The organism is Pedococcus cremeus (assembly GCF_900111375.1).
In the GTDB taxonomy this organism is placed as follows: Bacteria; Actinomycetota; Actinomycetes; order Actinomycetales; family Dermatophilaceae; genus Pedococcus_A; species Pedococcus_A cremeus.
This window is the reverse complement of the sequence record NZ_FOHB01000003.1, coordinates 353,499-365,786: the sequence shown is the minus strand read 5'-3', so window position 1 is coordinate 365,786 and position 12,288 is coordinate 353,499. Positions and strand designations below refer to the sequence as shown.

The 12,288-nt window shown below is 72.5% G+C and carries 13 protein-coding genes; 4 read left to right on the top strand and 9 right to left on the bottom strand.

Annotated features, from left to right (window positions below; genetic code table 11):
* Positions 1–41: 41 nt before the first annotated feature.
* The 5 genes from era to BMW78_RS07730 are packed head-to-tail and all read right to left on the bottom strand — an operon-like array spanning position 42 to position 4,215.
* Positions 42–971 carry a GTPase Era gene (gene era, locus BMW78_RS07750; RefSeq protein WP_091757997.1) on the bottom strand — a complete coding sequence of 310 codons (930 nt, stop codon included), beginning with the start codon at positions 969–971 and terminating at the stop codon, positions 42–44.
* Positions 968–2,287: a hemolysin family protein gene (locus BMW78_RS07745; protein WP_091757996.1), complete on the bottom strand. Its 1,320-nt coding sequence runs from the start codon at positions 2,285–2,287 to the stop codon at positions 968–970. The genes era and BMW78_RS07745 overlap by 4 nt, the downstream gene beginning before the upstream one ends.
* Before the next feature lie 18 nt (positions 2,288–2,305).
* Positions 2,306–2,773 (bottom strand): rRNA maturation RNase YbeY, encoded by a 468-nt coding sequence (gene ybeY / locus BMW78_RS07740; RefSeq protein WP_091757995.1) that lies wholly within the window; start codon positions 2,771–2,773, stop codon positions 2,306–2,308.
* Positions 2,751–3,821, bottom strand: coding sequence for a PhoH family protein (locus BMW78_RS07735; protein ID WP_091757994.1), 1,071 nt, complete (start codon positions 3,819–3,821; stop codon positions 2,751–2,753). Before BMW78_RS07735 ends, ybeY begins: the two co-directional genes overlap by 23 nt.
* Positions 3,822–3,846: 25 nt before the next feature.
* Complete coding sequence (locus tag BMW78_RS07730) at positions 3,847–4,215, bottom strand: histidine triad nucleotide-binding protein (RefSeq protein ID WP_091757993.1); 369 nt, start codon at positions 4,213–4,215, stop codon at positions 3,847–3,849.
* A gap of 70 nt (positions 4,216–4,285) precedes the next feature.
* Between BMW78_RS07730 and BMW78_RS07725 the strand changes: the two genes are divergently transcribed.
* The gene (locus BMW78_RS07725) at positions 4,286–4,840 is read left to right on the top strand and encodes an RNA polymerase sigma factor (protein WP_245735725.1); all 555 of its coding nucleotides are present in this window, start codon (positions 4,286–4,288) and stop codon (positions 4,838–4,840) included.
* Positions 4,837–6,018 (top strand): Gmad2 immunoglobulin-like domain-containing protein, encoded by a 1,182-nt coding sequence (locus BMW78_RS07720; RefSeq protein ID WP_091757991.1) that lies wholly within the window; start codon positions 4,837–4,839, stop codon positions 6,016–6,018. The genes BMW78_RS07725 and BMW78_RS07720 overlap by 4 nt, the downstream gene beginning before the upstream one ends.
* 51 nt (positions 6,019–6,069) lie before the next feature.
* Here BMW78_RS07720 and BMW78_RS07715 read toward each other — a convergent pair whose 3' ends face one another.
* The 3 genes from BMW78_RS07715 to hrcA all read right to left on the bottom strand — a co-directional run bounded on the left by BMW78_RS07715 (position 6,070) and on the right by hrcA (position 9,091).
* Positions 6,070–6,813 (bottom strand): 16S rRNA (uracil(1498)-N(3))-methyltransferase, encoded by a 744-nt coding sequence (locus tag BMW78_RS07715; RefSeq protein WP_091757990.1) that lies wholly within the window; start codon positions 6,811–6,813, stop codon positions 6,070–6,072.
* Between the two features lie 34 nt (positions 6,814–6,847).
* On the bottom strand, positions 6,848–7,972 hold the full coding sequence (dnaJ, locus tag BMW78_RS07710; RefSeq protein WP_091757989.1) for a molecular chaperone DnaJ: 1,125 nt from the start codon (positions 7,970–7,972) through the stop codon (positions 6,848–6,850).
* An 87-nt stretch (positions 7,973–8,059) separates the two neighbouring features.
* Positions 8,060–9,091 (bottom strand): heat-inducible transcriptional repressor HrcA, encoded by a 1,032-nt coding sequence (gene hrcA / locus BMW78_RS07705; RefSeq protein WP_091757988.1) that lies wholly within the window; start codon positions 9,089–9,091, stop codon positions 8,060–8,062.
* 154 nt (positions 9,092–9,245) lie between these two features.
* Between hrcA and BMW78_RS07700 the strand changes: the two genes are divergently transcribed.
* Entirely contained in the window at positions 9,246–10,124 is an 879-nt protein-coding gene (locus BMW78_RS07700; RefSeq protein WP_091757987.1) for a DUF3097 domain-containing protein, read from the top strand.
* A 122-nt stretch (positions 10,125–10,246) separates the two neighbouring features.
* Complete coding sequence (locus BMW78_RS07695; protein WP_091757986.1) at positions 10,247–10,975, top strand: DUF4870 domain-containing protein; 729 nt, start codon at positions 10,247–10,249, stop codon at positions 10,973–10,975.
* Positions 10,976–11,033: 58 nt separating this feature from the next.
* Here the strand turns inward: BMW78_RS07695 and hemW are convergent, their stop codons facing one another.
* Positions 11,034–12,260 (bottom strand): radical SAM family heme chaperone HemW, encoded by a 1,227-nt coding sequence (gene hemW, locus BMW78_RS07690; RefSeq protein WP_091757985.1) that lies wholly within the window; start codon positions 12,258–12,260, stop codon positions 11,034–11,036.
* Positions 12,261–12,288: the final 28 nt, after the last annotated feature.

The following is a 12,288-nucleotide window of genomic DNA, read 5'->3' as shown; positions in this document are numbered from 1 at the left end:
GTATGCCGTGAGCCTCACCACACGGCGGTCCCGCAGGCGCGTCAGAAGCCGAGGCGCTGGAGCTGCTTGGGGTCGCGCTGCCAGTCCTTGGCGACCTTGACGTGCAGGTCGAGGAAGACCTTCTGGCCGAGCAGCGCCTCGATCGCGTGGCGGGCGTTGCTCCCGACCTCACGCAGCCGCGAGCCGCCCTTTCCGATGATGATCGCCTTCTGCGACGAGCGTTCGACGAAGACGTTGACCCTCACGTCGAGCAGCGGGTTGGCCTCCGACCGCCCCTCGCGGGGCACCATCTCCTCGACCACCACCGCCAGCGAGTGCGGCAGCTCGTCGCGCACACCCTCGAGCGCCGCCTCGCGCACCAGCTCGGCGACCATGACGGCCTCGGGCTCGTCGGTGAGCACGCCCTCCGGGTAGAGAGGCCCCGGCGACGGAGGCAGGTGCGAGGACAGCACACGGGCGACGTCCTCGACCTGCTCACCGCTCACGGCCGAGCACGGGACGATCTCGTCCCACTCCCCCAGCTGGTCGATGGCGATGAGGTGCTCGGCCAGGCGGCCCTTGTCGACCCGGTCGGTCTTCGTCGCGATCGCGACCACCGGCCGCCGCTTGGCCCGCTGGATCTCCTTGAGCTCGTTGGCGATGAACGCGTCACCCGGCCCGATCCGCTGGTCGGCCGGAAGGCAGAAACCGATGACGTCGACCTCGAGCAGGGTCTCGCGCACGACGTCGTTGAGCCGCTCGCCCAGCAGCGTCCGCGGCTTGTGCAGCCCGGGGGTGTCGACGAGCACCAGCTGCGAGGTCGGGCTCGAGACGATCCCGCGGATGGTGTGACGGGTTGTCTGCGGCTTCGACGAGGTGATCGCGACCTTCTGCCCCACGAGGGCGTTGGTCAGCGTCGACTTGCCGGCGTTGGGGCGCCCCACGAGGCAGGCGAAGCCGGCGGCATACCCCTTGTCCGTGCGTTCGCTCATGACACTCCTTCGCGGTCCGAGGGCTCCACCGTAGTGCGCTCCCCCTCGCGCTCGGACTCCGGTTCGGGGAGCCGCTCGACGATGACGCTTGCGATGCGGTGCCGACGGCCGGCCATCCGCTCCGCGGTCAGCCGCAGTCCGGCGACCTCGCAGCTCGAGCCGACGATCGGCACACGGCCGATGGTCTTGCCGATGAGGCCGCCCACGGTGTCGACCTCGTCCTCGTCGATCGTCACGTCGAACAGGTCGGCGAGGTCGTCGATGTCCATCGTCGCCGGCACCCGCGTCGTGCCGTCCGGCATCGGCTCGACGCCCGGCGCCTCGCGGTCGTACTCGTCGGCGATCTCGCCCACGATCTCCTCGAGGATGTCCTCGATGGTCACCAGGCCCGCGGTGCCGCCGTACTCGTCGACGACCATCGCGAAGTGGCTCTGGTCGTGCTGCATCTCGCGCAGCAGGTCGTCGACGGGCTTGCTCTCCGGCACGTAGTGCATCGGCCGCATCAGCGCGGTGACCGGGATGGACCCGGCCTCGGAGTCGGCGTTGACGCGGCGCACGACGTCCTTGAAGTAGAGCAGGCCGAGCACGTCGTCGGGGCCGTCCCCGACCACCGGGATGCGCGAGAAGCCGGAGCGCAGGAACAGCGACATCGCCGAGCGCAGGGAACGGTCGCCGTCGATCGTCACCATGTCGGTGCGCGGCACCATCACCTCGCGGGCCACCGTGTCACCGAGCTCGAAGACCGAGTGGATCATCTCCCGCTCCTCGGCCTCGATCAGCGCGCTCTCCCCCGCCAGGTCGACGAGGTCGCGCAGCTCGGACTCGCTCTGGAACGGCCCGTCGCGGTAGCCACGACCAGGGGTCACGGCGTTGCCGAGGGCCACCAGCAGCCGCGCCAGGGGCCCGAGCACCCGGCGCAGCCACACCACGACCGGTGCCGCCACGAGCGCGATGGCGTCCGAGTGCTGGCGGCCGAGGGTGCGTGGCGAGACGCCCACGATGACGAACGACACCAGCGTCATCGTGCCGATCGCGGTCACCACGCGCAGGGCCGGGCCGTCGACGAGCTGCGTGACGGCGAAGGTGATGAAGACCGCCGTGGCCGCCTCCGCCACGACGCGCACGAAGGCGAGCACCGAGAGGTATGCCGCGCCGTCCTGCACGATGCGCTCGAGCGCGACCGCGCCCGCGCGGCCCTCCTCGCGGAGCTCCTGCGCCCGGATGCGCGACGTGCGGAACAGCGCCGCCTCGGCGGAGGCGAGGAGGAAGGCGAGCAGGAGGCTGAGGAGGGCCAGCAGGACGAAGCGGATCACCATGCGATCACCATTGCCCGCTCACGACTCCGGTCGGCCCCGCCCGGCCAGGAAGGTCAGCAGCAGCTGCCGCTGGAGCTCGAACATCTCGCGCTCCTCCTCAGGCTCGGCATGGTCGTAACCGAGCAGGTGGAGGATGCCGTGCGTGGTCAGGAGCAGCAGCTCCTCCTCGGTGGCGTGGCCCGCCTGGGTCGCCTGCTTCGCCGCGACGCTGGGGCACAGCACGATGTCGCCGAGGACGCCCTCCTCCGGCTCCATGCCCTCACGGCCGGGGCGCAGCTCGTCCATGGGGAAGGACATGACGTCCGTCGGGCCGGGCAGGTCCATCCACTGCACGTGGAGGACCTCCATGGCGTCCTCGTCGACCAGCCGGATGCAGAGGTCGGCACCGGGGTGCACGCGCATCTGCCCCATCACGTAGCGGGCGAGGGCCACCAGCTCGATCTCGTCGAGCCGGTAGTCGGTCTCATTGAGAACGTCGACGCTCACGCTGCGCTCGCCCTCCCTGCTGTCGGTCGTCCCAGCGGCCGTAGGCGTCGACGATGGCACCGACGAGGCGGTGCCGGACGACGTCGTGCGGGGTGAGCATCGCGAAGTGGATGTCCTCCACGTCGTGGAGGATGTCCTGGACGATCCGCAGCCCGGACCGGGTGCCGTCGGGCAGGTCGACCTGCGTGACGTCGCCCGTGACCACCATCTTGGAGCCGAAGCCCAGGCGGGTCAGGAACATCTTCATCTGCTCGGGCGAGGTGTTCTGCGCCTCGTCGAGGATGATGAAGGCGTCGTTGAGGGTGCGGCCGCGCATGTAGGCCAGCGGGGCCACCTCGATGGTGCCCGCCGCCATGAGCCGCGGGATCGAGTCGGGGTCGACCATGTCGTGCAGCGCGTCGTAGAGCGGCCGCAGGTAGGGGTCGATCTTCTCGTTCAGCGTGCCGGGCAGGAAGCCCAGCCGCTCCCCCGCCTCGACCGCCGGCCGGGTCAGGATGATCCGGTTGACCTGCTTGGCCTGCAGCGCCGCGACCGCCTTCGCCATGGCGAGGTAGGTCTTGCCGGTGCCGGCGGGACCGATGCCGAAGACCACCGTGTGCTCGTCGATGGCGTCGACGTAGTGCTTCTGGTTCAGCGTCTTCGGCCGGATCGTGCGACCGCGCGACGAGACGATGTTCATCGTCAGCACGTCAGCGGGCCGCTCGGAGGTCTGTGCGCGCAGCATGCCGATCGACCGCTCGACGGCGTCACGGTTCAGCGGCTGGCCGCCCTCGATGACGAGCAGCAGCTCGTCGATCGTGCGCTCCACGAGCGCCACGTCGGCGCTCGGACCGGTCATGTGGAACTCGTTGCCACGGACGTGGATCGACACGAGCGGGAAGGCGCGCTCCATGGTGCGCAGGAGCTCGTCCCGCGGCCCCAGGAGGGTCACCATCTGCACCTCCGGCGGGATCACCACCGTGTGGGTGGGCGCGGGCCGGGACGCAGAGTCGAGTCCGGTGTCGGGTTGTTGCCCCTCGTCGGGGGTGGGACGGGTGTCGTCAGTCATGTTGTGGGCCAGTCTACGGTCACGCTCAGCCGGGCGGCCACGTCATGGGCCGTCCACCGACGACGTGGACGTGCGCGTGGAACACGGACTGCTGTGCGTCGGGACCGGTGTTGTAGACGGCCCGGTACCCCCGCTCGAGGCCCTCCATCCTCGCGACCTCCCCCGCGGCGCGGACCACCTCGGCCAGCTCCTCCGGCGACACGTCGGCCAGCTCCGCCAGCGTCGGCACGTGGCGCTTGGGCACCACCAGGACGTGCGTCGGGGCCTGCGGGTCGATGTCGCGGAAGGCCGTCGTGTTCGGCGTCTCGTGCACGATGGTGGCGGGGATCTCCCCCGCGACGATCCGGCAGAACAGGCAGTCGGCCTGGCTGGTGGGCGTGCTCTCAGCGCTCATGGACGAAAGGCTATCGGCGCGTCAACCTCGCGCACCGGCTGCGCGTCAGGGGCGCGTGAGAACGTTGGGCGTGGTCGACAGAGGCGCGGGCGGGTCGGCGGCCGTCGAGCCCCGGGAGGCAGACGACGCCATCGCCCACCTGTATGCCGGGCACTGGGCCGGGCTGGTACGCCTCGCCTGGCTGCTGCTGCGGGACGACCAGCTCGCCGAGGAGGTCACGCAGGAGGCCTTCATCGCGGTCCACGCCGGTTGGGCGTCGCTGCGCGACCCCGCCAAGGCCGTGGCCTACCTGCGCCGCTCGGTGGTCAACGGCGCCCGCTCCAGCCTGCGCCACCGGGGCGTGGAGGAGCGCTGGGTGGAGCGGCAGAAGACCGACCGCACCGCTCTGGGCACACCCGAGCCGGGGCCCGAGGAGCGCCTGCTGGCGCTGGAGTCCCACGCCGTCATGATCGACGCCCTCGCCCGGCTGTCACAGCGCCAGCGAGAGGTCCTGACCATGCGCTACTACCTCGACCTCAGCGAGGCCGAGATCGCCGACGCCCTCGGCATCTCCGCCGGTTCGGTCAAGGCACACGCCCACCGGGGCCTCGCCGCCCTGCGCGACCAGATGGAGGCCAGGCGATGACCAGCAGCGGACGTCCCCCCGGACAGGACGGACAGGGCTCCGGAGCCCCCGACCCCGAGCTCCACCACGTCGAGCACCGGCTGCGCCACGCCCTCCACCACGAGGCGCAGCGCGTGCGCCCCTCCGAGCGCCTCGACCACATCCTGGCCGCCGGGCGACAGGCCACCCGGGCCGAGGACCAGCGGCCCGGTCACCGGCGCTGGGTCACGCCACTGGCCGCCGCGGCCGCCGTCGCAGCCATCGCCGGGGTGGTATGGGGCAGCACGCAGACGGGTCAGGACGACCGTGACCCGGCGGCCGCGCCGCTGGCCACGTCGGCATCACCCTCGGCGAAGGGCGGCCCGGGGGCCACGGCCTCGTCGGGCCCGTCCTCAGCCCCGGGGGGCACCGCCTCCAGCGCCGGCACCTCGGCGCCGGCCGCGCGGCGGGTGGCCCTGCCTGCCTACTTCGTCGGCCCGGTCAGCGGCGACCGGCCGGTCTTCCGTCTCTTCCGCGAGTTCCTCCCGGCAAACCTCCCCACCGCGGCGACCGACGCGCAGAAGGCGAAGGCTGCCCTGGCCCTCGCCATGGACGCCCAGCGGTTCAGCAACACCGACGGCTACCTCCAGCCCTGGTCGGGCACCACCGTCGGCGGCGTGACGGTCACCCCGCGGCTCATCACGGTGCGGCTCAGCGGCCCCGGCTCCCCCGGCATCACCGACAAGGACGTCGCACGCGTGGCGGTGCAGTCGCTGGTCTGGACCGCCCAGGCAGCGGTGGGCAAGGGCACCATCCCCGTGACCTTCACGGTCGCCGACGGGGAGACGATGCTCTTCGGGCTGTTCCCCGCGACGCAGAAGTACAACCGGCCGCCGAGCACCGAGTCCTACAACGACCTCGCGCCGATCTGGGTCACCTCCCCGGGTCGCGACGCCACCCTGCCCCAGGGGAAGCCCGTCGTGGTCAAGGGCGAGGCGACCGTGTTCGAGGCGACCGTCAGCTGGCAGCTGCTCAAGGGCACGAGCGCGGTCGGGAAGGGCGTCGCCACCGCCAGCACCGGTGCACCCGGCCGCGGCACGTTCTCGTTCGGCCTCGGCTCGCTGGCCCCGGGTGACTACACCATCCGGGTGTTCGAGGTCAGCGCTGCCGACGGGAAGACCGTCAACGCCGAGAAGCGGGTGTCCTTCTCCGTCCGCTGACTCCACGTGCGCTGACTCCACCTGCGCCCACTCCTCGGCGCGCTGGCGACGTCAGCGCCAGCGTGACGCGGCGCTGAGCACGGCGAGGGCGGCCGGTCCGGCGCTCGACGACCGGAGCACGGTCGGGCCCAGGCGCACCGGGACCGCGCCGGCCTCCTCGAAGGCGGCCAGCTCCTCGGGGCTGATGCCACCCTCGGGACCCACCACCACGAGCACGTCGCCCGTGTCGGGCAGGGACTGACCGGCGAGCGGCGCCGTGGCGTCCTCGTGGAGCACCAGGGCCAGGGCACTGTCGCGGATGCGCTCGACCAGCCCCCGCTGGCCCACCGGCTCGGCGACGACCGGCACCCGGCTGCGCCGCGACTGCTTCGCCGCGGCGGTGACGACCGACTCCCACTTGCGCAGCGCCTTGGCCGCCCGGTCGCCGCGCCAGACGACGATGCTGCGGGCCGCCTGCCAGGGCACGACCTCGTCGACGCCGAGCTCCGTCGCCGACTCGATGGCCTGGTCGTCGCGGTCGGCCTTGGCGAGCGCCTGCACCAGCACCAGCCGCAGGGCAGGCTCCGGGTCCTCCTCCACCGCGGTGACGGTCAGCTCGAGCTCCGCCTTCCCGGCCGCCACCACCTCGGCCGTGGCGCGGGTGCCCCGCCCGTCGGAGAGCAGCACCGACTCGCCCACCCCGATGCGTCGCACGGTGGCGGCGTGGCGGCCCTCGGGGCCGTCGAGCACCACCGAGCCGCCGGCACGCACGCCGGCCAGCCGCTCGGGCGCGACGAGGAACAGCGGCAGCGTCACGGCATACGGCCTGTCTGTGGCGGCGGCGGCGGCGTCACTTGCCCTTGAGGGCGTCGCGCAGCTTGCCGAAGAGGCCGTGGCCCGCGGGCGCGAGGTGGCCCTCGGGCCGCTCCTCACCGCGCAGCGTGGCGAACTGGCGCAGCAGCTCCTCCTGCTCGGCGTCGAGCCGGGTCGGGGTGATGACGTTGACGTGCACGACGAGGTCGCCGCGACCGGAGCCCCGCAGGTGGGTGACGCCGAGCCCGCGCAGGGTCATGACGTCGCCGGGCTGGGTGCCCGGGCGGACCTCGAGCTCGTTGGTGCCGTCGAACGTGTCGAGCTTGGCCGTGGTGCCGAGCGCGGCTGCGGTCATCGGAAGCTCGATGGTGCAGTGCAGGTCGTCGCCGCGCCGCTGGAAGGTGGCGTGCGGGCGCACCGCGACCTCGACGTAGAGGTCACCGGCGGGACCGCCGCCGGGGCCGACCTCGCCCTCGCCGGCGAGCTGGATGCGGGTGCCGGTGTCGACGCCGGCCGGCACCTTGATCTTCAGCGTGCGGCGGGTGCGCACCCGGCCGTCGCCGGAGCACTCGAAGCAGGGACTGACGAGCACCTCGCCGTAGCCGTGGCAGGTCATGCACGGACGGCTGGTCATCACCTGGCCGAGGAAGGAGCGCTGCACCTGCTGGATCTCGCCGCGGCCGCCACAGACGTCACAGGTGCGCCGCGACGTGCCCGGCTGTGCCCCGTCGCCGTGGCAGGTCTCGCACACCACCGCGGTCTCGAGGGTCAGCTCGCTCTCGGCGCCGAACACCGCGTCCGCGAGGTCGATGTCGAGGCGCACCAGGGCGTCTTGGCCGCGCCGCTGGCGGGACCGCGGCCCACGCTGGGCCGCGCCGGCACCGGCGCCGAAGAACGCGTCCATGATGTCGCTGAACGAGAAGCCCTGGCCGAAGGCGGCGGCCCCGCTGGCATAGGGGTCGGCGCCCATGTCGTAGTTGCGGCGCTTCTCGGGGTCACCGAGGACGTCGTAGGCCTGCGAGACCCGCTTGAACTGCTCCTCGGCCTCCGGGCCCGGGTTGACGTCCGGGTGGAGCTTGCGGGCCTGCTTGCGGTAGGCGCGCTTGATCTCCTCGGCCGTGGCGTCCCGGGAGACACCGAGGTCGGCGTAGTAGTCGTTCAACGAATGTCCTTCTCAGTCATGCTGTTTCGAGTGTGCCGCGCAGGTGCGCGACGGTCACGGACAGGGGGGTGTCATGGACAGGGGGCGTCATTGGGACAGGATGCGCGAGACGTATGCCGCGACGGCGCGCACCGAGGCCATGGCGGTCGGGTAGTCCATCCGGGTCGGGCCCACGACGCCGATGCCGGCGACGAGGTCCGCGCCGGTGCCGTACTCGGTGGAGACCACCGAGGTCGACTGCAGCCCGGCATACGGGTTCTCGTGCCCGATGCGCACGGCGACGGCATCGGGCCCGATGTGCGCCTCCCCCAGCAGCTTCAGCAGCACGACGTGCTGCTCCAGGGCTTCGAGCACCGGGCCGATGGTGAGCGGGAAGTCGGTCCCGAACCGGGCGAGGTTGGAGGTGCCGGCCAGCACGACCCGCTCCTCGCGCTCCTCGACCAGGGCGTCCTCGAGGGAGCGTGCCACGGCACGGACCAGGTCGCGCTCGGCGGGAACGAACTTCTCCGGGAGGTCCTCCAGCGCCGCGGCCGCGTCGACGAGCCGCTTGCCCACCGCCTCGGCGTTGACCCCACCCCGCACCCGGGCGAGCAGGTCCTCACCCTCGGCGGTGAGCAGGTCGTGCGCCGACTCGAGCACCCGCTGCTCGACGCGGCCGGTGTTGACGATCAGCACCACCATCAGGCGTGAGGAGCCGATGGGCACCAGCTCGACGTGCCGCACGGTGGAACGCGTCAGCGACGGGTACTGCATGACCGCGACCTGCCGGGTCAGCGACGCCAGCAGGCGCACGGTGCGGTCGACGACGTCGTCGAGGTCGACGGCGCCCTCGAGGAACTGCGAGATCGCGGCCCGCTCGGCGGTGCTGAGCGGCTTCACCGCACTGAGCCGGTCGACGAACAGCCGGTAGCCGGCGTCGGTGGGTATCCGGCCGGCACTCGTGTGCGGCGCGGCGATGAGGCCCTCCTCCTCGAGGACGGCCATGTCGTTGCGCACGGTGGCAGCCGAGACGCCCAGCTGGTGGCGCTCCAGCAGGGCCTTGGACCCGACCGGCTCGGACGTCTGGACGTAGTCCTGGACGATGGCCCGCAGCACGGCCAGACGGCGCTCCTCGCTCATGCAGTCCTCCCGTCGCGTCCGGTGGTGGTCCGACTGTGGTTCTGGTCTGGCACTCACGCCTGTCGAGTGCCAAGTCTACGTCGAGAGTCGCCTCCACGACGATTCCGCGGCGCGTCCGCTCCGGCCCCGGCGAGCTCCCGCATACCCTTCCCCGGTGACTGACAGGTATGGCCCCGACGTGCTCGCCGGCGACTGGCGGGTCCCCCGCAACGGACGCTCCAAGGAGGTCGAGGCCGAGACCGGTCTCGTGGTCGAGGACGTCGACACCGGCTGGTGCGGCGCGGTCACCCGGGTCGAGAAGGCCGGCGGCATGCACGTGGTGCACCTCGAGGACCGCCGGGGCCGCTCGAAGGGCTTCCCGCTCGGGCCGGGCTTCCTCCTCGACGGCCGCCCCGTGGTGCTCACGCCGCCGAGGGCCGCGGCCCGCGCGCAGGTGGCCGCCGCCCGGCAGGCGGCCTCGCGCACGGCCAGCGGCTCCCTCGCCGTGCACGGCGCCAAGGCCAAGGTGGCCAGCGGCTCCCGCATCTTCGTCGAGGGCCGGCACGACGCCGAGCTCGTGGAGCGCGTGTGGGGCCACGACCTGCGCGTCGAGGGCGTCGTCGTCGAGATGCTCGACGGCGTCGACGACCTCGAGGCCGCGATCCGCGACTTCCAGCCCGGCCCCGGGCGCCGGATGGGCGTGCTCGTCGACCACCTCGTCGCCGGCACGAAGGAGCAGCGCGTGGTCGAGGCGGCACGCCGCCTCCAGCCGTATGCCGCGCACGTCAAGATCCTCGGACACCCGTACGTCGACGTGTGGCAGTCCGTGCGCCCCGACCGCCTGGGGCTGCAGGCCTGGCCGGTGATCCCGCGCGGCACCTCCTGGAAGCACGGCATCTGCGCGCACCTCGGCTGGCCGCACCAGAGCCAGGCCGACATCGCCCGGGCCTGGAAGCAGATCCTCGGCACGGTGCGCACCTACGCCGACCTCGAGCCGACCCTCCTCGCCAGCGTCGAGGAGCTCATCGACTTCGTCACCGAGCCCGGGCACTGACCTCGCCGGACGCCCTGGCCTCAGGGGTTACCCGGACCGTTCCCTGAGCGCACCCTCAAAGCCGGGTGACGGGCAGCCCATCTGCGGTTGACTGGTGCCGAGACCACGAGGAGAGAAGAGCCATGAGCGAGAACACGCCGTCCACCCCGGAGCCCCGGCGCGCGCAGGACGAGCCGGTGCAGTCGGGCGAGCCGCCCGTCGTCGAGCAGCCTGCCGACCAGCCGGCCTACGAGGAGCCGGGCGACCAGTCGCCGCCCTACGTGCAGCCCGCTGACCAGCAGCCGGCGTCCGAGCAACCAGCGTATGAGCAGCCGTCCTACGAACAGCCGGGTGAGCAGACGGCCTACGGGCAGCCGACGGAGCAGACGGCCTACGGGCAGCCGGCCGAGCAGTCGGCGTACCAGCAGCAGGGCTACGACCAGGGCTACCAGCAGGGGTACGCGCAGCAGGGCTACCAGCAGCAGGGCTACCAGCAGCCGTACGGCCAGCCGGGCTACGGGGCGCCGAACCAGCTCTCCCCCAGCGACGAGCGGACCTGGTCGATCGCGGCGCACCTCTCGCCGTTCCTGGCCTCCTTCGTCGGCCTGCCGTTCCTCGGCCCGCTGGTGATCTACCTGGTCTTCCGCGACCGCGGCCCGTTCGTGCGCCACCACGCCGCCCAGGCGCTCAACTTCCAGATCATCGTGGCGATCGGCCTGCTGATCTCGATCCCGCTGATGTTCGTCGTCATCGGCATCTTCACCGCGATCGCCATCGGCATCGCGGCGATCGTCCTCCAGATCGTGGCGGCGATCGAGGCCAACAACGGCAAGTGGTACCGCTACCCGCTCACCCCGGACTGGGTGAAGTAGGCCGGACTGGGTGAAGTAGGCCGGACTGGGTGAAGTAGGCCCGAGAGAGGCTCGACGGTCAGCGAACGCCGAGCAGGCGCATCACGACGGTGTCGGCGAGCAGCCGGCCGCGCAGGGTGAGCACCGCCACGGAGCGGCGCAGCGCGGCCGGCCCGTCGAGCAGGCCGTCGGCGATGAGCCCCGCGACCGCCCGACGCCCGTCCTCGCGCAGGTCGCCCAGCGGCAGCCCGTCGACGAGCCGCACACCGAGGAGCACCCGCTCGTCGTAGCGCTGCTCGCCGGTGAGCGTCTCGCGGCCGGCGGCCGGTGACGCCCCGGAAGCCAGCCGACCGGCATACGCGTTGGGGTGCTTGACGTTCCACCAGCGCACGCCGCCGACGTGGCTGTGCGCCCCCGGGCCCACGCCCCACCAGTTCCCGTCGGCCCAGTAGCCCTCGTTGTGGCGGCAGCGGGCGGCGGGGGTGGTCGCCCAGTTGCTGACCTCGTACCACTCGAACCCGGCCGCGCCGAGCAGCTCGTCGGCGACCTCGTACTTGGCCGCCTCGTCGTCGTCCTCGGGCGCGGGCACCTGGCCGCGCCGCACCTGGGCCGCGAGCTTGGTGCCCTCCTCGACGACGAGGGCGTAGGCGGACACGTGGTCGGGCTCGAGGGCGATGGCGGCCTCGAGGCTGGTGCGCCAGTCGCCGACGCTCTCGCCGGGGGTGCCGTAGATGAGGTCGACGCTCGCCTGCAGCCCCGCGTCCTTCGCCGCGGCCACGGCCCGGGCGACGTTCGCCGGCTGGTGGGTGCGCTCGAGCACGCGCAGCACGTGGGGCACCGCCGACTGCATGCCGACCGACACCCGCGTGAAGCCGCCCTCGGCGAGGCGGTGCAGCGACTCGGGGGTCACGGAGTCGGGGTTGGCCTCCGTGGTCACCTCGGCGTCGGGGGCCAGGCCGAAGACCTCACGGACGCCGTCGAGCATGCGCACCAGGTCGTCTGCGGCGAGCATCGTCGGGGTGCCTCCACCGACGAACACCGTGTCGACCGGCGGGGTGTCCCCGAGCACGGTGCCGGCGAGGCGCAGCTCGCGCACCGCGGCGTCGGCGAACGTGGCGACGCTGGCGCCGTCGGCCCCCAGCTCGGTCAGCGTGTAGGTGTTGAAGTCGCAGTAGCCGCAGCGCACCGAGCAGAACGGCACGTGCAGGTAGACGCCGAACGGTCGGTCGTGCAGGGTCGCCAGGGCCGCGTCGGGGAGGCGCCCGTCGGGCGGCGCGGGGTCGCCCTCGGGCAGCGTGCTCGGCATGGGCCCATTGTCCCATCCACGAAGCGGC